Below are 22,747 nucleotides of genomic sequence, written 5' to 3'. Positions count from 1 at the left end.
ATCAACATTTTCCTCATAAGAAAGTAAAAAAACTATTCGTGCCTCTCACGAAAATGGGGAGATTAATCCAATCCATAGAAGGTTGTCTTGCCAGTGATCATTCGAAGTGACTTTGTCCCAAATCCAGAAAGACTGATCAAGTAACCGAGCGGAGGGACTTTTATGGAACAAACCATTCGTTTAGCACAAGAAGTCGCAGAGAGAGTCATACGTGAAGCGGGTCAGATCGCCAGAGTTCACTTTGACCAGATCACCTGTGCAGTGGAAAAGGACAAGTTCGGCGACGTTGTAACTGACGTAGATCATGAAACAGAGCGAATCATATGTGATGCAATCAGCCATACCTTTCCCGAGCATGAGATTCATAGTGAAGAGCGGGGACATAACGGACAGAAGAGCGAATGGTTATGGATGATCGATCCGTTAGATGGGACTAATAATTACGCCATAGGATTTCCCGTATTTTCCGTTTCCATTACATTGATGTACCGTTCAGAACCTGTTCTAGGGGTTATTTATGAACCGATGGTAGACCGTTTATTTGTGGCGTCACGGGGGAAAGGCGCAAGTTGTAACTTGAATCCGCTGACAGTTAAGAAGAAAGAGAATCTTCTAAAGGGAACGATTGGTTGGATACAGGGTCATCAGGTGCAGCATGAGGAGAATGCTGTCCGGCTGCGACAACATCTGGATATACGTTTTAAGAGAGTGATGAGATTATGGGCTCCGACCCTGCAGTGGTGTATGCTAGCCAAGGGAGATATCGATGGTATTGTGCTCTACAATTCAGAGGGGGACGATCTGTACTCAGGAATCCTGATGGTAAAAGAAGCGGGTGCCATGGTTATGGATTTTGATGGGAATTTATTCGAAGGTATGAGTTCAGAGCCTTATCTGATTGCCTGTCATCCGGAGCATCGCGACTATTTCCTGAGTGTAGTTCGGGAGGGAATGGGCGTATGATTACTGAGCTTAATCAACTTGAATTCGATAAGGTGAAGCATCCTACGGACTTGTAATGAATTGAGACTACATATGATAACGGTTGAAATTGGTGTGGCGAAGTTTACTGGTATGATCTTATAAAATAGAGTTGGTTTCGCATTTAAAGGAGGATATATCATGAGTGAATCTTTACAGGATCAGATTAAATTTCTAATTGAGATTGATAAACTGAAAACAATTGAACGGAGAACAAGAATTATCCATGGCGATAGACGTGAAAATGATGCGGAGCATTCATGGCATCTGGCCATGATGGCGTTGGTTTTACAGAGTCACGCGAATAAGGAGGTGGACATCCTGAAAGTCATTAAGATGCTTCTTATTCATGATCTGGTTGAAATCGATGCCGGAGACACCTTTGCTTACGATACAACTGGGTACACGGATAAATTTGATCGTGAGATCAAGGCAGCTCATCGGTTGTTTGGCATGCTGCCCAAGGAACAGGCTGAAGAAATGCATAATCTATGGCTAGAGTTTGAGGCAAAGGAAACGAATGAGGCACAATTTGCCTCGGCTCTGGATCGGTTACAGCCTCTGATTCACAATTATCAGAATGAAGGAGATACGTGGCTAAAATACAACGTTACAAGTGATCAAGTCATCAACAGAAATCGTGAAATGGCAGACGCTTCGGATACATTGTGGACGTACGTGCAGCAGTTAATTCAAAATTCCATAGATCAGGGAATCCTAACCAAATCATAGCAACACGGATGGACTGGGCATATTCATTGAGGGAGAAGAGGGAGCACTCATGGGCTACATTATGGAACTTCGAAAACTGGTTGGCTCGCGGCCGCTGATTATGGCAGGTTCTTGTGTATTGGTGTTCAATGAAGAAGGCCATCTGTTGCTGCAAAGACGTACAGACAGTCTCGACTGGGGGACGCTCGGTGGTTCGCTTGAACCGGGTGAGTCGCTGGAAGAGGCGGCAGCACGGGAATTGTATGAGGAGGCGGGTTTAAGGGCAGAGACGTACAAGCTCATTACCGTTTTCTCGGGTCAAGATATGTATTATAAGTATCCCCATGGAGACGAAGTATACAATGTGACGGCTGTTTATGAAGCTAAAGGAATCAAGGGTAATCCAATGGTTATGGACGATGAAGGGTTAGAACTCCGATACTTCGATCTGGACCAGCCGGTACCGGAGATTAATCCTATTACAGAGTATGTACTAAAAAAGGCAGGCTATATCAAAACCAATTAGAGATAGGCTCGTTCCATTTGACACAAGATTTTTATTGTGAGGAAGTCCTCAGTGGCAAGACGGAAGTGGAAATTGTTATAGAGACGGATAACGTGTTAGCCTATCATCATACCCGGCCTTACTATGAACATCATATTGTTGTTATTTCCAAGATCCACATACAATCCTTCATCTCAGAAGAAGAAACGAATGACGATGAGCTGATGCTTGAAATCATGCAGGTCATTAAAAAGATCGCTGCCGATATGGTGGAGCGTACGGGCGCTTCCAAAATTGTGACGAACCTCGGTAGTTTCCAGGATTCGAAGCATCTGCAGTGGCATGTCATCAGTGGGAACGAGTGACCTAACCCGTAGAAGGATCAGTTGTTTTATCCATAAGTTTGAGTAGCAAGCGTAGTAGGGTGTGGTCATGCTTTCTTTATTTGTAGTTGTTGTGAGCCCTAATAAAATAAGTCGACGGCCGGCTGATTAGTCGGTTGTTTGTTTTTTCATTAAGGCATTGGGCAGTTATTTTAAAGCAGACGTTTCAAATATATAATTTGATCTCCAGATGTAGGAATTCGAGAAAGTTGAAAAAAACACTTTACAAACAATTCTTCAACATGATATATTATTTTTCCGGCCGCAAGAGGCATGGGAAACCTCGAAAAATATTTCGAGAGAAGACTTTACAAGTCATAATGAAATGTGATATATTCTAATTCCGGCCTTGAAAGAGTCGGAAACGAAGTTTGATCTTTGAAAACTGAACAACGAGTGAGTAATCATCCTGCTTGCAGGATGAACGTGAAGGTTTTTGGTACATGTCATCTGACTGTATGAAAACTGGAACAACAATGAGATTTTTAATCTCGTCAGATTCAAAATGAGCTAATCGCTCTTTTCAATACCTCAGATGATTTTCATAGCGTCTAACCGCGCTGCTGAAATTCATCTTTATTGGAGAGTTTGATCCTGGCTCAGGACGAACGCTGGCGGCATGCCTAATACATGCAAGTCGAGCGGACTTGATGAGAAGCTTGCTTCTCTGATGGTTAGCGGCGGACGGGTGAGTAACACGTAGGCAACCTGCCCTCAAGCTTGGGACAACTACCGGAAACGGTAGCTAATACCGAATACTTGCTTCCTTCGCCTGAAGGGAGCTGGAAAGACGGAGCAATCTGTCACTTGAGGATGGGCCTGCGGCGCATTAGCTAGTTGGTGAGGTAACGGCTCACCAAGGCGACGATGCGTAGCCGACCTGAGAGGGTGATCGGCCACACTGGGACTGAGACACGGCCCAGACTCCTACGGGAGGCAGCAGTAGGGAATCTTCCGCAATGGGCGAAAGCCTGACGGAGCAATGCCGCGTGAGTGATGAAGGTTTTCGGATCGTAAAGCTCTGTTGCCAGGGAAGAACGTCCTTAAGAGTAACTGCTTAAGGAGTGACGGTACCTGAGAAGAAAGCCCCGGCTAACTACGTGCCAGCAGCCGCGGTAATACGTAGGGGGCAAGCGTTGTCCGGAATTATTGGGCGTAAAGCGCGCGCAGGCGGTCATTTAAGTCTGGTGTTTAATCCCGGGGCTCAACCCCGGATCGCACTGGAAACTGGATGACTTGAGTGCAGAAGAGGAGAGTGGAATTCCACGTGTAGCGGTGAAATGCGTAGAGATGTGGAGGAACACCAGTGGCGAAGGCGACTCTCTGGGCTGTAACTGACGCTGAGGCGCGAAAGCGTGGGGAGCAAACAGGATTAGATACCCTGGTAGTCCACGCCGTAAACGATGAGTGCTAGGTGTTAGGGGTTTCGATACCCTTGGTGCCGAAGTTAACACATTAAGCACTCCGCCTGGGGAGTACGGTCGCAAGACTGAAACTCAAAGGAATTGACGGGGACCCGCACAAGCAGTGGAGTATGTGGTTTAATTCGAAGCAACGCGAAGAACCTTACCAGGTCTTGACATCCCTCTGACCGTCCTAGAGATAGGGCTTTCCTTCGGGACAGAGGAGACAGGTGGTGCATGGTTGTCGTCAGCTCGTGTCGTGAGATGTTGGGTTAAGTCCCGCAACGAGCGCAACCCTTGATCTTAGTTGCCAGCACTTCGGGTGGGCACTCTAAGGTGACTGCCGGTGACAAACCGGAGGAAGGTGGGGATGACGTCAAATCATCATGCCCCTTATGACCTGGGCTACACACGTACTACAATGGCCGGTACAACGGGCTGTGAAGCCGCGAGGTGGAACGAATCCTAAAAAGCCGGTCTCAGTTCGGATTGCAGGCTGCAACTCGCCTGCATGAAGTCGGAATTGCTAGTAATCGCGGATCAGCATGCCGCGGTGAATACGTTCCCGGGTCTTGTACACACCGCCCGTCACACCACGAGAGTTTATAACACCCGAAGTCGGTGGGGTAACCGCAAGGAGCCAGCCGCCGAAGGTGGGATAGATGATTGGGGTGAAGTCGTAACAAGGTAGCCGTATCGGAAGGTGCGGCTGGATCACCTCCTTTCTATGGAGAATCGTTTCCCGAGTGGAAACATTCAAATATGCAGCTTAGCTGCAAAACTTACTCACTCGTTGCTCAGTTTTGAGAGCTCAAACTCTCTAAACAGCTTGCTTTTGCATGGAGCTTGTTCTTTGAAAACTAGATATCGAAACGAAAATTGCGAATTAGAACATTCCTTTTAGCTGAACTTGTGTAAACAAGTTTCAATAAAACGGTAGATTGCTTTTGCTCATTGAGCATTTGGTTAAGCTACTAAGAGCACACGGAGGATGCCTAGGCGCTAGGAGCCGATGAAGGACGTGGCGAACAACGATACTGCCTCGGGGAGCTGTAAGCAAGCTTTGATCCGGGGATGTCCGAATGGGGAAACCCAGCTGGGGTAATATCCAGTTACTCATAACTGAATACATAGGTTATGCAGAGGCATACCAGGGGAACTGAAACATCTAAGTACCTTGAGGAAGAGAAAACAATAGTGATTCCGTCAGTAGCGGCGAGCGAACGCGGAACAGCCCAAACCAGAGAGCTTGCTCTCTGGGGTTGTGGGACGTCTCACATGGAGTTACAAAGGAACCGGTTAAACGAAGAGGTCTGGAAAGGCCCGCCAAAGAAGGTAAAAGCCCTGTAATTGAAAGTTGGTTCCCTCCGAGACGGATCCCGAGTAGTGCGGGGCACGTGAAACCCCGTATGAATCCGGCAGGACCATCTGCCAAGGCTAAATACTTCCTAGCGACCGATAGTGAAGCAGTACCGTGAGGGAAAGGTGAAAAGCACCCCGGAAGGGGAGTGAAATAGAACCTGAAACCGTGTGCTTACAAGAAGTCAGAGCCCATTTTAGGGGTGATGGCGTGCCTTTTGTAGAATGAACCGGCGAGTTACGTTCCCGTGCAAGGTTAAGGTGAAGAGCCGGAGCCGCAGCGAAAGCGAGTCTGAATAGGGCGAGTTAGTACGTGGACGTAGACCCGAAACCGGGTGATCTACCCCTGTCCAGGGTGAAGGTGCGGTAACACGCACTGGAGGCCCGAACCCACGCACGTTGAAAAGTGCGGGGATGAGGTGGGGGTAGCGGAGAAATTCCAATCGAACTCGGAGATAGCTGGTTCTCCCCGAAATAGCTTTAGGGCTAGCCTCGGAAAACAGAGTCGTGGAGGTAGAGCACTGATTGGGTGCGGGGCCCGCAAGGGTTACCAAGCTCAGTCAAACTCCGAATGCCATAGACTTACTTCCGGGAGTCAGACAGTGAGTGCTAAGATCCATTGTCAAAAGGGAAACAGCCCAGACCATCAGCTAAGGTCCCCAAGTGTGTGTTAAGTGGGAAAGGATGTGGAGTTGCACAGACAACCAGGATGTTGGCTTAGAAGCAGCCACCATTGAAAGAGTGCGTAATAGCTCACTGGTCGAGTGACTCTGCGCCGAAAATGTAACGGGGCTAAACACACCACCGAAGCTATGGCTTGGATCGACTTCACTGCTTCTTTGAGGCGGTGTTTACCATAAGGACATTTTTGTCAGACAAGGGTTGAAATCTTGGATGACCAAATGTTTCTCAGGGGATAAACACAGGGCTTCGAAGCTGGAGTGAAGTCGATCCAGGGGTAGGGGAGCGTTGTATAAGGGTTGAAGGTGTACCGTAAGGAGCGCTGGACATTATACAAGTGAGAATGCCGGTATGAGTAACGAAAAGATCAGTGAGAATCTGATCCGCCGAAAGCCTAAGGGTTCCTGAGGAAGGCTCGTCCGCTCAGGGTAAGTCGGGACCTAAGGCGAGGCCGAAAGGCGTAGTCGAAGGACAACAGGTCGAAATTCCTGTACCACCGTAAATCGTTACGAGCGATGGGGGGACGCAGTAGGGGTAGTGACGCAGGCTGATGGATGCCTGTCCAAGCAGTAAGGCTGATGTGTAGGCAAATCCGCACATCGTAAGGCTGAGCTGTGATGGGGAGTGAAAATTACAGTAGCGAAGGTCATGATCTCACACTGCCAAGAAAAGCCTCTAGCCAGATGAAGGTGCCCGTACCGCAAACCGACACAGGTAGGCGAGAAGAGAATTCTAAGGCGCGCGGAAGAACTCTCGTTAAGGAACTCGGCAAAATGACCCCGTAACTTCGGGAGAAGGGGTGCCCCGGTAGTGTGAATAGCACGAGGGGGCCGCAGTGAAAAGGCCCAAGCGACTGTTTAGCAAAAACACAGGTCTGTGCGAAGCCGTAAGGCGAAGTATACGGGCTGACGCCTGCCCGGTGCTGGAAGGTTAAGGGGAGCGGTTAGGAGCAATCCGAAGCTGTGAACCGAAGCCCCAGTAAACGGCGGCCGTAACTATAACGGTCCTAAGGTAGCGAAATTCCTTGTCAGGTAAATTCTGACCCGCACGAATGGCGTAACGACTTGGGCGCTGTCTCAACGAGAGATCCGGTGAAATTTTAATACCTGTGAAGATGCAGGTTACCCGCGACAAGACGGAAAGACCCCATGGAGCTTTACTGCAGCTTGATATTGAATTTGGGTACGATCTGTACAGGATAGGTGGGAGCCTTTGAAGCATGAGCGCCAGCTTGTGTGGAGGCACCGTTGGGATACCACCCTGATCGTATCTAGGTTCTAACCTGGTGCCCTTAGCGGGTACGGGGACAGTGTCAGGTGGGCAGTTTGACTGGGGCGGTCGCCTCCTAAAGAGTAACGGAGGCGCCCAAAGGTTCCCTCAGAATGGTTGGAAATCATTCGAAGAGTGCAAAGGCATAAGGGAGCTTGACTGCGAGACCTACAAGTCGAGCAGGGACGAAAGTCGGGCTTAGTGATCCGGTGGTACCGCATGGAAGGGCCATCGCTCAACGGATAAAAGCTACCCTGGGGATAACAGGCTTATCTCCCCCAAGAGTCCACATCGACGGGGAGGTTTGGCACCTCGATGTCGGCTCATCGCATCCTGGGGCTGAAGTAGGTCCCAAGGGTTGGGCTGTTCGCCCATTAAAGCGGTACGCGAGCTGGGTTCAGAACGTCGTGAGACAGTTCGGTCCCTATCTGTCGTGGGCGTAGGAAATTTGAGAGGAGCTGTCCTTAGTACGAGAGGACCGGGATGGACGTACCGCTGGTGTACCAGTTGTTCCGCCAGGAGCACCGCTGGGTAGCTATGTACGGACGGGATAAGCGCTGAAAGCATCTAAGCGTGAAGCCCCCCTCAAGATGAGATTTCCCAGTATGTAAGACCCCTTGAAGACGACGAGGTAGATAGGCTGGGGGTGGAAGTGCAGTAATGCATGGAGCTGACCAGTACTAATCGGTCGAGGGCTTATCCAAAGTGCAGGTTCTAGTCGCAAGTTTCGTTTCGGATCTAGTTTTCAGAGAATGATCTCTGAGCGTAGCAGCATCGTTTGGTGGCGATGGCGGAGGGGTTCCACACGTACCCATCCCGAACACGACCGTTAAGCCCTCTAGCGCCGATGGTACTTGGACCGAAGGGTCCTGGGAGAGTAGGACGCTGCCAAGCGAAACCCCACTGGGGTATTTTTTTTGGCTCATATAATCCAAAAACCCAGTTGGTAGATTTTACAGCATCTTGTTTGTTGAGAGCTATTAAGGCCCGTTGGTCAAGGGGTTAAGACACCTCCCTTTCACGGAGGTAACAGGGGTTCGAATCCCCTACGGGTCATAACTTTACTTCTTAAAGCATTAAGGGGATGAGAATCCCAAAGGTTCGTCGGAGGATAATCCTCGTTAGCAGCTGCTACGCAGTCTCGAGCGAAGTGAGAGTATCCCCTACGGGTCATAGATATGGAGGCTTAGCTCAGCTGGGAGAGCATCTGCCTTACAAGCAGAGGGTCGGGGGTTCGAGCCCCTCAGCCTCCACCATTTTAGGGGCATAGTTTAAAGGTAGAACAACGGTCTCCAAAACCGTTGGTGTGGGTTCAATTCCTGCTGCCCCTGCCATTTTATTATGAGCCATTAGCTCAGTTGGTAGAGCACCTGACTTTTAATCAGGGTGTCGAAGGTTCGAGCCCTTCATGGCTCATTGTTTTTGTACGTGTTGGGGGAGTATTCATCCGGCGTGTAACTTCTAAAAGTATCAAAATGGACCATGGTTAGTTTAGCTGAGAGTAAACTACACTAACGACGGTGTCTGCTGAATATAAGAAACCCTTGAGGAATACTCAAGGGTTTTTTCGTGTTTTCTCAAACTCTATGGCATGTAACTATAACAATTTACTGTTCCATAAAAAGGCCTTGGTATAGAGCAAGGCTTCCTCGTTTTCGTTTATATTGTAGTTGTTAAACAACGTCCTGGCAGGTACGATAATGGTTAAATAAAAAAAACGAATACCGCTGCAATTCAATTCTGGAAGAACGTATATAAATCATTAAATATAGAAGATGTTGAGAAGGAAGAGAAAGAGGAAGGACACGAGGTTAGATATCAGTATTTTAAAGTTAACAAGGACGGTTTCGAGGGGAAAACACAATCCTTAGAAAAACTCTATTTTAAGCTGCTTTTTTAGTTTATCGGTGCAAGGTCAAGACCCGATTGCGGATTATCTAAGCGTTAAACAATAATTCACTTCCGATTAGTTTATTAAGCTAACGAGCAGTACAACAGAACAAAGATTCCAGGAGTTAGTATTCTTTATTCTTTACTGTGTATAATTATGCTATTGAACTAAATTGAAGGTTTGCATATTAAGTACAATTATTGAAAGGTTGATAAAATGAATCTAATCTGTGAAACTCAAGTCGTTACGGATTATTTGACCGTGACTGGGGAAGTCAATTATGATCACCCGCTGGTTGCTGGACTTGCTTCGGAAATAGCAGCTTCATCAAAAGATCAAGTAGAGTATATCAAACAGTCATATATGTATGTCCGAGATCGAATAGCCCATTCCTGGGATATCAAGAGTTCTAGAGTCACATGTTCCGCTTCAGAAACATTGATTCATAAAGAAGGTATTTGCTATGCCAAAGCAAACCTTCTATGTGCAATATTACGTAGAGAGGGAATACCATCTGGCTTCTGTTATCAACGACTTACGATCGGGGATACTCCAGATACGGGCTATTGTATCCATGCACTAAATGCTGTTTATATTCAACATTTAAAGTCATGGATCCGTTTAGATGCACGAGGGAACAAGCCTGGAATCCAAGCAGAGTTTTCATTGGAAGAAGAAAAACTTGCTTTTACAATCCGAAAAGAATACGACGAAGCTGATTATAGGACCATATTTAAGTCCCCAAATGTTAAGACTATCGAGGCTTTGAAAAATAATACCGACTGCATAAATATGTATTTATACGGACTGCCTGCACAACTGTGATTATTGAACTATGGGGAAAGGCCATGTTAGTTTGCTATACATGGGACGGTTGCAGGCGGGCTTGTACTGAGCTTTTTTCATGGGAGCTGTGGGCAATATCGTACTGTTTAGAACAATGCAACATGGTGATGTATTGAATCCTAAGTCCAATACTTGGAATACTTTGGGTGAAGAACAGATCTTAAATATTAAATAAGTGATATAAATCTCCCTTCTACTATTATTTAAATGGGAGATTTTTGTTTGGTCAGAACCCGTAACTGATAGTGTTACTCATTGGTCTACTCAAAAGTAATTTCAGGAAAAATATGCTAGAATAGGAATGATAACTAAAAAATAAAATGCCTGTAGCTTAGACATTTCTGCTTTGATCAGGTTGATTAGGAGGAAAAAGTATTGTTCTCAATAGTGTCAATCTTTGCAATTATATTTAACTTGGTATTATACGGGTTGGGTGTATACGCTCTAATCCTGTTTATAAAACTTGCTCAACGTGGAATCCAAGCACTGGATATCTATCTAAGTGAAAAACGTGGGGAACGCTTCAGAGTCTCTCATGAATCAATCAACCACAAGATTATCATTTTTCTCTCAGTGTTTTATTTCTACTGGTTTAGTATGATTAACACATCAATTAAGTAAAGAGAGGGCAAATGACATGGTGGATACTTTTTTAGAACAAATTAACGAGTTGAACGAGCTTCAAAAAGATTTGGTCAGCATACATCCTTTATTTGCAGAGCATTATCCTGTGGTTGTCGCATTTGATGCCCTATTATATATGTATGATTACACGGCAGAGAAAGGGCAATATGAATGGGTGAAAACGGTTCCGGATGATCTTAACATCCCTGACGAGTGTCTGGCAGCCATGCCAGTACACCATATGGACGAACGAATGTGTACAATTGTGACAGACTCAGCCTTCCAAAATTTTGAGCAGAAAGTATACCTGTTTCACGAGTATGTTCATTGTTATGTCTATGAGAAATATGAGGAGATCGGGAATCGTCTACAAATTAAACATAGGATGGAGAAGATTAAACGTGTGACATGGGAGCTGGATTACGAATTCCCTTATGAGGATGAGAATGTGGTCCAGCGGATCAATTCACTGTTGATTGCCTTAAAGAGCGGAGATGTAGTCCAGGTACAATCAGCAAGAAAAGCGTTATTCAGCTCGATAACAGAGGAACAAGGGGAGTACTGGAACTGGCTGGAGTGGAACGAAGGCTATGCGCGATATATCGAGAATCGGATACGGGAAAAATTTGGGCTGGAACTGAATCATTTTGGAGATGCTGCCCCTTATAATCGTCTGGTTTTCTATGAGTGCGGATCGGAGTACATAAGTCTGTTGGTTCGCGAACAGCCGGCTCTTCATACAGATTTGGAACAGTTGTTTAATACAGTTCTGGTGGAACGAGTTCAACGATGAACTCCTTGGCTAAATGCTGTTAAGTAACGGTTCTTATCGGTTCTATGAGCAGCAGACTCTTATCTAAAGGAGAATATTCCATGCCACTGCCTATGGTTCACTTACATGTCGCTGTGCTATTTGCTGATGCCAGTCCAGAACGTGTTGAACGAGGTTCATTCTATCTTGGGAATATCGCACCGGATTCCATTCATATGCGTGAGGGTACAACGAGGGAGGACAAGGAATACACTCACTTCAACCCTAAGGGTGATGAGAAATATATCGCACGTTTACAAGAGCTATACTCCCTCTATATTCAACAACGTTCAGATGAAGGCTGGAAGTGGTTTATACGCGGTTATTTCATGCATGTCATGACGGATTATTACTGGTTTCGGAGTTTGTATCCTGAATTCGTGGAGCGAGTCACCAGCACGGATGAAACCAACGATGTGAAGCGAACCAAGGATGAACTTGGCCGTTTGTACTACAAGGAGACGGATCAGATTGATTTTAACCTCTACCATCATGCCAGTTGGAGTGGGGACGTGTGGCATATGCTTAAGAGCACGCAGAGTTATGATGTCGAGGGTCGTTTAACCGCAGAAGAGATTCTGCGCTGGAGGGATCGTACAATTTCATTTTTTAACGAGCAGGCCAATGAGCCCGGAGTCGTGCCCACATACTTGACTGATGATTTGGTACAGGCGTTTGTGACAGATACGGTGCAGCGGTTGATCTTGTTATTCCAATCTTGGGACCCTGAGCTGCAGCATCTGAATGTGAACATGGGAAGCTAGGGAGGGTAGTATCTAATGAAAAAAGGAGCAATCCTCTTATGCTTGTTCGCTGTTTTCCTTGCGAGCTGCACACATACCGATACTTCGGGTTCAGATGAAAATCTTCCTTCGCTCATCACTTTAACCTGTAACCCCGATTACACATTTGAACCTTGCCAAGATATTCAGTTCGATGAGCCAACCGAAGTTCGGATGATCATGAATGCGATAGAAAATGCAGAACTTTTACCAGGAAATCTTAATTATGCAGCGCAATACAAGATGAGTATAACAAATACGGATCGGTCCGTGACCAAATATGATTTTTCTATAGGAACTGATCCTGAAATGAAGGCCCTGTTGGTAGACGGGATAGACACCACCACGGGATATAGCATATCGCTAGAGGATGCAAATCAACTAAGATCATTAATGAAGAAGCATACCGATTAATCAGACATCATGAAATGGAGAGCCCGTTATATATGGATCAACCGACTATTATTCAACCCTTAAATTTAACTGATGTAGAGGGTGCCTACCTGGTTTTTGAACGTTCCATCACGCAGGCGTTTACTCAAGAGGGACTGGGTTCGCTTCAAGATGATATTAAAGATGAAATTGAACACAAAAAGTCCCTGCTTCAATCAACATTGCTTCCGGACAAGTCTAGTGAGTCTACTGATACCGGGTCTTTTTTTCTGCTGGCTAAACGCGGAAATAGAGTAGTAGGAACGATTTCGTATGCACCCTGCGGTGAGGAGATCCGAATTCTCAGTGAGAATCGACTTAATGATGTCGGAGAATTGGGTAGCTTATACATACTGCCGGAAGTTCAAGGTCAGGGACTGGGCTCGATGCTCATTCGGGCGCTCGCAACTGAACTTCAGAAGCGAGGGATTAAGCAATTTTGCCTGGATAGCGGCTACCGGACCGCGCAGAAGAAGTGGAAGCGAAAGTTTGGAGAACCCTACACCGTGGCACGCAATTACTGGGGCGAGGGAACGGACCATATGGTGTGGTTATGCAATGTAAAGGATTTTGCAGCAAATTAGAAGCCCAAAAGAGATGACAACCTGGACTGCACAGGGGTCATCTCTTTTACGAAGTGGGACATTTCATATTGAGGGGTTATTTTGCTAAGGTATTGTCTTTCTCAGTGATTCAATCCAAATTACGTAGAAGAGAGGGAAGAACGTTTGATTCGAATTGTATTCTTCGATGTAGACGGAACATTGTTGAGCGAAACAGACCGTGGTTTATCATCAGCTACGGCGGATTCCATTCGCGAATTAATACATAAAGGCATACGGGTGGTGCTTGTTACAGGTAGGCCCTACAGTTTGTGTGAGGAGTTCATTGATTTGGGGATCGATACCATTATTTCAGCCAACGGGGCATTGATTAAAATCGGGGAAGAGATTATACATAAGTCCGTGCTCTCTAGACAGACGGTCCGGGAATTAAGTGAATTTGCCGAGCTGAACAATCACAGCATTTCATATTTTACAGAGGCGTTTGCGATGAATGGTGCACGTGCCACGGATGTCCGTGTCTTAGGCGCCTTGGAGGAAACCCTTGGCGTAACGCATTCTCCGCAGAAAATGGATTCTTTGGAGCAGGAAGTGGTTTGCATTTGTTTATATGCGGATGAGACAGAGGCAGAGAAATTTCAAGCCAGATTTTCTTCATTGCGCTTTGTGAGATTTCATCCGTATGTGTCCAATGTGCTGGAAGAAAACGAAGTATCCAAATCTGCAGCTGCTGCGAGAGTCCTTGACTATCTCCATCTGACCAGAGAGGAAGCCATGGCCTTCGGTGATGGGGAGAATGATATTGATCTGCTAGAGTTTGTGGGCCTCGGGATCGCAATGGGAAACGGGGGAGAACGTCTTAAGCAAAGCGCAAATTACGTTACTCTAAAAGCGAGTGAGGACGGGGTCACCCATGCATTGAAGAAGTTTAAGTTGATATAAGCAGCATGAATTTAATGTAAAATATATCCTTAATATGGATTTCGATATAAAATGATAGATAAAGAGGTGAGGGAGATCGAAGAATTGATTTTTTTGTGTGTATCTTGATGATGACAGTCACATTACTTAGCATCGAAGTGAAAACCAAAAAAATAATGCAGGAGCAAGCCCGAATAAATCAGAAGCTGGAGCAATTTCTGGAGAAAGACTCCTAACGAGGAACAGATCCACGTAATTTAAGGCAAAGCTAAGGGGGCTGAAGTACAATGGAGAAGATTAAAGCCATTATTTTTGACTTGGACAATACCATTTTGAACAGGACACGAACTTTCGAGGGATTTACTCAAAGTCTGTTGAAGACATACTTCAGTCATTTGGAGACTACCGACGATATTAGCCAACGAATTATTGAACTTGATCAGGATGGTTATAAGGATAAACCGCTTCTATTCAATGAATTGCTGCAGGAACTGCCTTGGTCCGTGTACCCGCCGCATGCAGAGCTTATGGAGTTCTATGGCAAGGAGTATGTAAGAAGCGCGGTGCTGATGGAAGAGGCGCGGGAAGTGGTGCAGCAACTCCGAAGCAAATACCAAACGGGATTAATCACCAACGGCAAAACAGATATACAGTATGGCAAAATCGATCAGCTTGGAATTCGGGATGATTTTGATCTGATTATTGTTTCGGAAGAAGCCGGGGTGAAAAAGCCCGATCCGCAGATATTTCGACTAGCAATCGATCATTTCGGTCTGTCTCCCGAGCAGTGCATTTACATCGGAGATCATCCGAGGAACGATGTTGAGGGAGCTGCCAATGTAGGCATGAACACCATCTGGATGAAAGTCAACCAGCCTTGGCAGGATAGCATCACGGCCCGTCCTCTGCATTCCATCAAGCATCTGCGTGAATTGCTGCCCTTGCTATAAGGGAGGAACAGTTGAAAGAGTGAGGATGTTGGCTGCATCCCCACTTTTTTGTAGTATTACCTAGCTTAACTTAAGCATGTGTCTTTCTAACACGGTTCAGGCAGTTATCATTCGAGACTTCGAGCGTCTGTTGCGGTTTTCAATGGCTTCTTCATAGTCCTTGATCAATCCGTCAAAAATATGTTCCCAGGATCGCTGGAGAGCCAGCTTCCTGCCTTCCAGACCCATCATCTGAAGCTGATCCACGTGATCACCCCAGAGACATATCTCACGAATCAAGGCCTCGGGATTGCCTGGATCAAACAAAACACCACTGCGGTGATGCGCCACCAAATCCTTCACCCCTCCCGCATTTGCAGCAAGAACAGGCAGTCCGGAAGCCATTGCTTCCAGCACCACATTTCCAAATGTCTCTGTGCAGGAAGGAAACACAAACCAATCCGACGAAGCATACATAGCAGCAAGCTCTTCGCCATGCACATAACCGGTAAATGTCACATTCGGTGGGCATTGCGAACGCATTTTGGGAAGCAGGGGTCCGTCCCCTACAATGAGCCAATGTACACGGGATTGCATGTGTTCAGGCAGGTTCTGCATGGCAGACGTCAGCGTAGCGATATCCTTTTCTGGGGCAATTCGTCCAACGTAGAGTAAAATAAGAGGGGCTGTTATATTGTAGCGAGTACGAATCGCATCTCTTCGCTTATCTGGTGCATACAGATCGCAGTCAATTCCGCGTGACCAGAGCTTAAGACGCTGAATACCTTGCGACTGGAGTGTGTTTAGCGTTTCCAAGGACGGGGTCAGGGTGGCATCGGCGGATCGATGGAACCATTTGATGTACTTCCAATAGAGAGGAATCATGCTTTTTAATCGGTAATATTCGAGGTAGCGATCGAAGTGGGTATGGTAGGAGACCACGTGTGGCCGTTGATGCTTGAGTGCATACTTGAGACCGAGAAGTCCCATATTGAAAGGTGTGGCGATGTGCAGCAGATCTGGCTCAAAGGCTTGCAGCTGTTGATGGATGGAGTTCCGGTTAGGTAAGGCGATCCGACATTCCGGATACAGAAAAAAGGGGATATTGGCGACCGCTCGTACCGAAGCGGAGTCGCTGCCATCAATGACAGACATCGGAGTAAACAGCAGATGTTCGATACCTCTGCGGTTCATGTGGTTACTCAGGCGGTGCAGTGTACCGGCAACACCATTGGTTTCGGGAATGTAGGTGTCAGTAAACAAGGCCAGGCGCATCATTACCCCTCCCATGACTCTTGATGTGAAGATCATAACAATGGATCGTTTTCCGTAGGTCAAATGAAGGTTAACTTCAAGACGCTCTATGTAAATTCGAAGATAGCCTGTCCAGGAGAAATGATGAATGTATTCTAATAAAACAGGTTATTCTGCTATGATATAAAAGTTCAAGCAACTGAGAGGTTGTTTTGACCGCTAATGGGTTTAGTGTATATAGGAGGAAATGTATGAATACCTTACAGGAAGAATTACAACAATTACTGCCTTTGGATCAACTTGAAGCCATGTCTGGGGAAGAAGTGGTGGGGAGTGTGGCCATGGATCTATACCGTGCGGAGTTTGCGACCATTCGTGTATGTGGGCCTGAACTCCCCCAGGTTCTGCGTGACGTGATCCTAATTATTGATCTGGATACTGAACTGTCCATGAACGGCATGACTGGATTTTTGGAAAATGCAAGCGGAGGATTCTTGCAAGAAACCATAACAGCGATGCAGCGAATCGGGAACGAGGCTGATGCCGAGATCCTGAAGAGTATCCAGCACGAATTATCCGAGAGTGGCATCACTTCCGAGCAACTGAGGCAGAATGTGAATGCATTGTCTGAGCACGATGTAGCCACGTCGCTGAAAACACATGGGCCGCACATTCATGAAGTCTTGCAGCGGGTAGAATTGCAAGCCGGAAGCTTAAGCATGCAGGAAGATAATGAAGAAGCATTCGATCTTCTGTATCAATATGTGGACAATAACAAAGACAGCTTAAGACAGGAAATTGAGCAAATCTTGATGAATTAAATTCTGTTCTCGGGGAGAGCTACCATGATTTACACCGATGACTTCAATGGACACGTTACACGAGAGATTGCTAAAACGTGGGGATACGCCCGGCGGGTGGACATTCAAACAAGGGGAGAAGTGTGCTGAAGCTTTCCACGGATCTCGATTTGAAGAATATGTGATGACAGACAGCTTGACCACAGGTGATGTGGTGGAACATATATTATCCAGACTAATGGATGAACACACCGTGTATAAGGGGGCCAACTGATGAGGATCAATAAACGTTTGTGCATTGAATCATTACTGGTTACACTTTTCATGATTTTGGGTTTGATCGGTTGGAAGGTAGCTCAAGGGATGTGGATGACGGCGACTTATGTACCTGATATGTCAGAGAGCTATTCATCTGCTACTAACTTGCAAACCCAAGTTACTTTTGGAGCTATCGTTCGATGGGATGCCAGCTTGATTCTTCTCTATGGAGCTGGTTTTATCCTGTTTGCCGCCGCTTATTATGGAATCCGGTCTGGTCTCATGAAGAGAAAGCAACGTTCTTAGAAATCATGTTACCTCATATTTTTTGTACACCAAAGGGCAGCCCGGCTCGTCAGTCATGACGGCGAAGGCTGCCCATTTTGCTATAACGGCATTAGCAGGTCAGATGACTATTCAGTCGCTTCCTCCAGAATACCGGCCGCTGCCTTCTGGCCGGATAACACGGCGCCTTCCATCGTGGTAAACATAGGCTGTTTGGTATAATCACCAGCAAGATAGAGTCCACGGATTGGAGTCACCTGTTCAGGACGCTTGCGTTCATTGCCTGGGGCGATTCGATAAAAGTTTTCATTTCCTCGGACAATACGATACTCGGTTACGGATGAAACCCCTTCATGAAGTCCGATGGCAGCAAGGCCTTTCCGAGCCCGATGCCAGACTTCCTCATCTGGCAGATCAATCAGCTCATCCGGGTTTACCATAATAATAGAGGCTCTCCCAGGTCGTCCACGAAACGTAGTGCGGGATTGTTCTCCGAACGAACCAACATCAGTACCGGGTCCAAATGTTGTCCGATCTTCCGGTAGAAGAGGAAGTGCCGATTCGAATTGTACTGTAACATGCGGCATCGCATCCAGGGTCAGGAAAGGTTGGAACCATTCATGCTCACTGAAATGCTCCTCAAGTAATTGCTGGGAACGACGGATATTGGCCGCAACAACGATACGATTCGCTTTAATTCGTTCTCCATCTTTTAATTCCACACCTTCCAAACCATTCGCTCCGACTAACAATCGGGTTACAGGGGCGTTGGTACGAATTTGCCCTCCTTTTTGCTCAATTGCTGCTGCAAGAGGGGCGCACATCACATCCGTCATGCCCCCGGTGAAGGCACCAATCCGCATTTTATGAATTCGCGGGATGCCCGGAAGAAAGAGGCCGAAGAAGGCGTATGCCGAATATTGCTCAAGAGGCATGAAGAAAATGCCGGAAGATAACGGTTCAACGATGCGCTCCAGAGCCTGCTCGTTTACTCCATGCTGTTTTGCGTAATCAAGCAGAGATATCTCATCCAGTTCCTCAGGCCGGGAGACACAGTCCTTGAACCCTGCAGCCAGAAACGGGACAAGGGAAGCCTTATCGCCAGGTGTAATAAAATCATTGTTGCATAGTACGCCTGATAATGTTTTAAGTGGAGCATGGATAATGTCCAGTCCAAAATCACCGTACTCCTCTGCATCAGGATGGCGGACTTGCATGGTTGTTTCCCACGCCAGCATCTGATCCAAATCTATGCCTGCCCGTTCAAGTAATTTTGGCAATTCTTTATAATATCCAATGAATTTATGAAATCCCGATTCCACTTCCATCCCGCGCTCTTCCCAATTGCCTGTGCGTCCCCCAACATATGGGGCTGCTTCGAGGATCAGTACGGGCTTTCCGTGGTCCACAAGTTCAAAGGCACAGCTTAAACCAGCCAGGCCTGCGCCAATGATAATCGTTGAATCTTCGTTCTTTTCCTGATTCTCACGTTGTGCACTCAAGTGAAATTCACCTCCTCTGTTTTATTTAATATACCCATTATTTCCAGCAGGCAAGCTGGTTAAGAAGATCCCGTAAGAGGCTATTAATTAATCAACAAATGAAAAAACAGCCCTCTGACCGCATGAAAATGCAGCCTGAGAGCTGTTGATTTACTACAAGAATTGAATTTTATAGATGCTTGGAAATGACTTCTTCAAGACCTTGGGCTACAGAGTGTGCTCCTCGCTCCAAATGTCTGTCGTACAGATGCAGACGAACGAAGCTTTCGTCCGTACCCATGGCTTCTGCAAAAATGCCGCCAAGACCACGTGCTCTTCGGTCGATCTGCAGCAGCAATTCCATGGAATCGCCCATCGGATAGAACAGCACTTCCAGTTCATCTAGATATCCACGGAACTTGTTCGTTGGCACAAACTCAAACTCCTGTACAAAGGGCAGATTGCCGCCAAGCTTTGGAGCATAATCATTGGTCACTTCGCGCAGTCGGAAACCAAGGATGTCGATGGCATCCAGCACGGTACGCATATTTTGAGTGGGTACAACGCGAAGTCTGTCCCGATCTGAAGGGTCAACAGCACTTGAGATATCCAGGCCCGTCTCTACCCAAACCTCTGCGCTATGGAGCGTGATTGGAAGGTTTTCTGGCAGGTCGAACGAGAACTTCTTCTCAAGCTTCGTCCCAGGTTGAAGTGTAAATCCTTCGGTTAGCAAGTATTTGGCCACCACGGCTGTTTCCTTTACTTTGCGATCATCACGTTCCCTTATGTAATGCGTGTTGATGGTCAGATAGATCCGGTCCACGTTTTGTTCCACATCTCCAGCTTGAATATAGACGGTACCCGAAAGGACTCCTCCTGGCTCGACCTCTGGTGTATCGAGTTCCGTGTTGACCTTCGCTGCTCCAACACCTACACTGGCTAACATTTTCTTAAAAAAAGACATCCGTTCAACCTCCAGATCATAATGGTTTATACATGGAAAATAATTCGACTTCGACCTTAATACGGAATCGATGAGATAGTCGTTTCAAATTTGTTGTGAATGGTTGTTGAGAACGAACAAAGCACTTGCTTAGTCAAAAAATAAGATAGTGAAAAGACGGGAGAAATGAACTCCTGTTGTCGAATATTGTTTAATTAGGGATTTCCTTCTGGAAGGAGATGTAACGATGGGAATGGATTGGTACGATATGATTGCCCTGCGAAACGGAGGATATAAGGGGAGATCTACATATACCTGGGAAGGTCAATCGGCGGAGGATATTTTTGAAGAACGATTGATCCGGTTGCTCTCTCAGCATCAATCCGTGCTCGATGCGGGCTGTGGTGATGGTGATTTTACACTGAGAATGTCTGCACATACCCGTCATATTACGGGTTTTGATAACTCTAAGGAGCTGCTGCATATCGCACAGGCTGCGCTTGAAGCAGCAAGCGAAGTGAACAATGTTGAGTTTGTGTACGCCACAACGAAGACCGAAGTCCCTTTTGAAAATGGACAGTTTGATCTGATCTATGACCGCAGAGGGCCTACTTCCATCATTGAACATGGAAGAGTGCTGCGAAGTGGCGGCATCATTTTCGGCATACATACAGACGTAAGCAAGGTAAAGGAACGATTGCTGCGCAACCGATACGAGCAGATCGAGATTGAGGAGTTCAATGAGGCGTTCATGATTTTCCCGAATGAACAGGAATTTGCACTTTTTCTCTCCGATGTTCCAGGCAATCCAGATTACACACTGCCCGAGTATCGGGAACAATTGCAAGTGAAAATCCAGGAGCATCACATGAACGGAAGAATTGCTGTGCGAGAGCACAAGTACATCTGGAAGGCTGTAAAAACGGCCATATAACAACAATTTATCAGTTTGAGGTGCAACGATATGAAAAGAGGCAGCTAAGCAGTCAGGGGGTTGGACCAATGCGAAAACAAACCATATTTTGGATCACGGGGATTGCTATTGTAGTTGTTGTGGTCCTGCTTACTTACAATAACTTGGTCCCCAGTCTGAAGGAGCAGGATGTCCGCATGAAAGGCACCATTCGTCAGGTCGATACGGATAAGTATGAGGTGGATATGCAGATCACCCGTACCAAAGAAGACAATGATAATCACATGGTATACCCCGTGATTTTCGGTTGGGGTAATCTTTCTTTCAATGAGGAACTGGACGATTCATATTTCAGGCCTTCTTCCGTGGGTACATCAGGCGAATTGGAACAGCTCGTTCATCAAGCATTGCAGGATGAGGGGATTAATACGAGTAACGAAAATGGGGATTTCGCGGGATTCTCCATACCTGATGATGCAGGTACTTATAGGGTGCGCTTCAGGATCTCTCCTTTGAGTGAAAATGTTCATTCACTAAATGATCCCAAGATTTATTATGTGCATCAAGAGAAGGTACTTGGAAAAAATCTAAATTGGGTCAAGAAAGAGCACATGTTGATGATTAAGGAGAATATGGAGTGAAGTCAATATACCGATCCAATGAGATTACTGTGCGATTGTTGGAAAAAGCAGACGAAGTTCATCTGGTTCAGTGGCTGTCTGACCCGGCAGTACTGCAATATTACGAGGGTCGTGATCAGCCGCATGATCTGGAGCGGGTAAGAGAACATTTTTACAGACAGGAGGATGCCACGAGTCGTTGCCTGATTGAGGTGGAAGGTAAGCCTGTAGGCTATATTCAATTCTATGAGCTTGAGGAAGATGAACGAAATGAATATGGTTATGGAGATACGGATGAGACGATCTATGGAACAGATCAATTCATAGGCGATGTAGCGTACTGGAATAAAGGTATGGGCACAAAACTTGTGCAATCTATGGTAGCCTATTTAACAGATGAGAAGCAGGCTCAGAAAGTGGTCATGGATCCCCAGACATGGAACGTACGGGCCATCGCTTGTTATGAGAAATGTGGGTTCAGAAAAATCAGGCTGTTGAGGGAACATGAGCTGCACGAGGGCCAGATGAGAGACTGTTGGTTGATGGAGTATGACAAGGAGGAATGGAGAATGGATTTGCGTTACCCGATAGGCACATTTGAACATACCGGCGAGATTACAGCCGCACAGAGGGGACAGTGGATTCGGGATATTGCCGAGCTTCCAGGGCAAGCGAGAGAAGCTGTAAAAGGATTGAACGACGAGCAATTGAGCCTGCCCTACCGGGAAGGTGGATGGATGCTCAAGCAGGTTATACACCATATGGCAGACAGTCACATGAACAGCATGATCCGTTTCAAATTGGCTCTCACCGAGGATACACCAACGATAAGACCTTATTATGAAGAGCGTTGGGCAGAGCTAAACGATTCAAAGGATTTGGATATTGAGTTCTCCCTGCAAATACTGGATGCGCTGCATCGACGCTGGGTTGCACTGCTGCATACATTATCCGATGAGGATTATGCTAAACAATTCTATCATCCGGGTTCGCAGGAAACGACAAGCCTGGATTACAACCTGGGGGTTTACTCCTGGCATGGCAGACACCATGTTGCCCATATCACTTCGCTCAGAAAAAGGCTGGGAATCTAAGGAGGGTG

General features: G+C 46.4%; 20 protein-coding genes, 4 tRNA genes, 3 rRNA genes and 1 pseudogene. 25 read left to right on the top strand and 3 right to left on the bottom strand.

What is annotated here, in order from left to right:
* Nucleotides 1–162: 162 nt before the first annotated feature.
* The 18 genes from ABIC22_RS01390 (at nucleotide 163) to ABIC22_RS01305 (ending at nucleotide 15,112) form a co-directional block, all read left to right on the top strand.
* Nucleotides 163–963: an inositol monophosphatase family protein gene (locus ABIC22_RS01390; RefSeq protein WP_354477425.1), complete on the top strand. Its 801-nt coding sequence runs from the start codon at nucleotides 163–165 to the stop codon at nucleotides 961–963.
* Between the two features lie 159 nt (nucleotides 964–1,122).
* Nucleotides 1,123–1,713 carry an HD domain-containing protein gene (locus tag ABIC22_RS01385; RefSeq protein ID WP_127539473.1) on the top strand — a complete coding sequence of 197 codons (591 nt, stop codon included), beginning with the start codon at nucleotides 1,123–1,125 and terminating at the stop codon, nucleotides 1,711–1,713.
* Between the two features lie 49 nt (nucleotides 1,714–1,762).
* Nucleotides 1,763–2,218 (top strand): NUDIX hydrolase, encoded by a 456-nt coding sequence (locus ABIC22_RS01380; protein WP_354477422.1) that lies wholly within the window; start codon nucleotides 1,763–1,765, stop codon nucleotides 2,216–2,218.
* A 17-nt stretch (nucleotides 2,219–2,235) separates the two neighbouring features.
* Nucleotides 2,236–2,562, top strand: a complete 327-nt coding sequence (locus ABIC22_RS01375; RefSeq protein WP_354477419.1) for an HIT family protein — start codon at nucleotides 2,236–2,238, stop codon at nucleotides 2,560–2,562.
* A 594-nt stretch (nucleotides 2,563–3,156) separates the two neighbouring features.
* Nucleotides 3,157–4,708 (top strand): 16S ribosomal RNA (locus ABIC22_RS01370).
* Nucleotides 4,709–4,947: 239 nt separating this feature from the next.
* Nucleotides 4,948–7,996: ribosomal RNA gene (locus ABIC22_RS01365) — 23S ribosomal RNA — on the top strand.
* 73 nt (nucleotides 7,997–8,069) lie between these two features.
* A 5S ribosomal RNA gene (rrf, locus tag ABIC22_RS01360) occupies nucleotides 8,070–8,186 on the top strand.
* Together the 16S, 23S and 5S rRNA genes with 4 tRNA genes alongside form the textbook arrangement of a ribosomal RNA operon.
* Nucleotides 8,187–8,276: 90 nt before the next feature.
* Nucleotides 8,277–8,348 (top strand) — tRNA-Glu (locus ABIC22_RS01355).
* Between the two features lie 124 nt (nucleotides 8,349–8,472).
* A tRNA-Val gene (locus tag ABIC22_RS01350) sits at nucleotides 8,473–8,548 on the top strand.
* 4 nt (nucleotides 8,549–8,552) lie between these two features.
* A tRNA-Trp gene (locus ABIC22_RS01345) sits at nucleotides 8,553–8,626 on the top strand.
* A gap of 9 nt (nucleotides 8,627–8,635) precedes the next feature.
* Nucleotides 8,636–8,708: transfer RNA gene (locus ABIC22_RS01340), tRNA-Lys, on the top strand.
* A gap of 691 nt (nucleotides 8,709–9,399) precedes the next feature.
* Nucleotides 9,400–10,008 carry a transglutaminase-like domain-containing protein gene (locus ABIC22_RS01335; RefSeq protein WP_354477416.1) on the top strand — a complete coding sequence of 203 codons (609 nt, stop codon included), beginning with the start codon at nucleotides 9,400–9,402 and terminating at the stop codon, nucleotides 10,006–10,008.
* 658 nt (nucleotides 10,009–10,666) lie between these two features.
* Nucleotides 10,667–11,446: a hypothetical protein gene (locus ABIC22_RS01330; protein ID WP_354477413.1), complete on the top strand. Its 780-nt coding sequence runs from the start codon at nucleotides 10,667–10,669 to the stop codon at nucleotides 11,444–11,446.
* An 80-nt stretch (nucleotides 11,447–11,526) separates the two neighbouring features.
* Entirely contained in the window at nucleotides 11,527–12,228 is a 702-nt protein-coding gene (locus ABIC22_RS01325) for a hypothetical protein (protein ID WP_354477410.1), read from the top strand.
* Between the two features lie 15 nt (nucleotides 12,229–12,243).
* Nucleotides 12,244–12,660, top strand: coding sequence for a YhfM domain-containing protein (locus ABIC22_RS01320; RefSeq protein WP_354477408.1), 417 nt, complete (start codon nucleotides 12,244–12,246; stop codon nucleotides 12,658–12,660).
* Between the two features lie 32 nt (nucleotides 12,661–12,692).
* Nucleotides 12,693–13,262 carry a GNAT family N-acetyltransferase gene (locus ABIC22_RS01315; RefSeq protein WP_354477405.1) on the top strand — a complete coding sequence of 190 codons (570 nt, stop codon included), beginning with the start codon at nucleotides 12,693–12,695 and terminating at the stop codon, nucleotides 13,260–13,262.
* A gap of 144 nt (nucleotides 13,263–13,406) precedes the next feature.
* Nucleotides 13,407–14,183 carry a Cof-type HAD-IIB family hydrolase gene (locus ABIC22_RS01310; RefSeq protein WP_354477402.1) on the top strand — a complete coding sequence of 259 codons (777 nt, stop codon included), beginning with the start codon at nucleotides 13,407–13,409 and terminating at the stop codon, nucleotides 14,181–14,183.
* Nucleotides 14,184–14,449: 266 nt separating this feature from the next.
* Entirely contained in the window at nucleotides 14,450–15,112 is a 663-nt protein-coding gene (locus tag ABIC22_RS01305) for an HAD family hydrolase (protein ID WP_354477400.1), read from the top strand.
* Between the two features lie 96 nt (nucleotides 15,113–15,208).
* On the opposite strand, the gene ABIC22_RS01300 is transcribed toward ABIC22_RS01305, so the two are convergent.
* Nucleotides 15,209–16,369 carry a glycosyltransferase family 4 protein gene (locus ABIC22_RS01300; protein ID WP_354477397.1) on the bottom strand — a complete coding sequence of 387 codons (1,161 nt, stop codon included), beginning with the start codon at nucleotides 16,367–16,369 and terminating at the stop codon, nucleotides 15,209–15,211.
* Nucleotides 16,370–16,596: 227 nt separating this feature from the next.
* On the opposite strand from ABIC22_RS01300, the gene ABIC22_RS01295 reads away from it, so the two are divergent.
* The 3 genes from ABIC22_RS01295 to ABIC22_RS01285 are packed head-to-tail and all read left to right on the top strand — an operon-like array spanning nucleotide 16,597 to nucleotide 17,709.
* Nucleotides 16,597–17,166, top strand: coding sequence for a DMP19 family protein (locus ABIC22_RS01295; RefSeq protein WP_354477394.1), 570 nt, complete (start codon nucleotides 16,597–16,599; stop codon nucleotides 17,164–17,166).
* Nucleotides 17,167–17,203: 37 nt separating this feature from the next.
* On the top strand, nucleotides 17,204–17,419 hold the full coding sequence (locus ABIC22_RS01290; RefSeq protein WP_354477391.1) for a hypothetical protein: 216 nt from the start codon (nucleotides 17,204–17,206) through the stop codon (nucleotides 17,417–17,419).
* Nucleotides 17,419–17,709: a hypothetical protein gene (locus tag ABIC22_RS01285; RefSeq protein WP_354477388.1), complete on the top strand. Its 291-nt coding sequence runs from the start codon at nucleotides 17,419–17,421 to the stop codon at nucleotides 17,707–17,709. The genes ABIC22_RS01290 and ABIC22_RS01285 overlap by 1 nt, the downstream gene beginning before the upstream one ends.
* 107 nt (nucleotides 17,710–17,816) lie before the next feature.
* Here the strand turns inward: ABIC22_RS01285 and ABIC22_RS01280 are convergent, their stop codons facing one another.
* The gene (locus ABIC22_RS01280; RefSeq protein WP_354477385.1) at nucleotides 17,817–19,190 is read right to left on the bottom strand and encodes a hydroxysqualene dehydroxylase; all 1,374 of its coding nucleotides are present in this window, start codon (nucleotides 19,188–19,190) and stop codon (nucleotides 17,817–17,819) included.
* 169 nt (nucleotides 19,191–19,359) lie between these two features.
* Nucleotides 19,360–20,133, bottom strand: coding sequence for a sporulation protein (locus tag ABIC22_RS01275; protein WP_127539269.1), 774 nt, complete (start codon nucleotides 20,131–20,133; stop codon nucleotides 19,360–19,362).
* 226 nt (nucleotides 20,134–20,359) lie between these two features.
* Here ABIC22_RS01275 and ABIC22_RS01270 point away from each other — a divergent pair, with 226 nt between their 5' ends.
* The 4 genes and pseudogenes from ABIC22_RS01270 (at nucleotide 20,360) to ABIC22_RS01255 (ending at nucleotide 22,739) form a co-directional block, all read left to right on the top strand.
* The gene (locus tag ABIC22_RS01270) at nucleotides 20,360–21,046 is read left to right on the top strand and encodes a class I SAM-dependent methyltransferase (protein WP_354477382.1); all 687 of its coding nucleotides are present in this window, start codon (nucleotides 20,360–20,362) and stop codon (nucleotides 21,044–21,046) included.
* Between the two features lie 68 nt (nucleotides 21,047–21,114).
* Nucleotides 21,115–21,666: a hypothetical protein gene (locus ABIC22_RS01265; RefSeq protein WP_354477379.1), complete on the top strand. Its 552-nt coding sequence runs from the start codon at nucleotides 21,115–21,117 to the stop codon at nucleotides 21,664–21,666.
* Nucleotides 21,663–22,124, top strand: a pseudogene (locus ABIC22_RS01260) (GNAT family N-acetyltransferase); the annotation flags it as partial. The gene ABIC22_RS01265 and the pseudogene ABIC22_RS01260, both read left to right, overlap by 4 nt.
* A gap of 90 nt (nucleotides 22,125–22,214) precedes the next feature.
* Nucleotides 22,215–22,739: a YfiT family bacillithiol transferase gene (locus tag ABIC22_RS01255; protein WP_354485809.1), complete on the top strand. Its 525-nt coding sequence runs from the start codon at nucleotides 22,215–22,217 to the stop codon at nucleotides 22,737–22,739.
* The last annotated feature ends 8 nt before the right edge of the window (nucleotides 22,740–22,747 follow it).

This window comes from Paenibacillus sp. PvP094 (assembly GCF_040546835.1).
Classification (GTDB): domain Bacteria; phylum Bacillota; class Bacilli; order Paenibacillales; family Paenibacillaceae; genus Paenibacillus; species Paenibacillus illinoisensis.
Note: the sequence above shows the minus strand (reverse complement) of the source record. Positions and strands in the feature narration are given on the sequence as shown.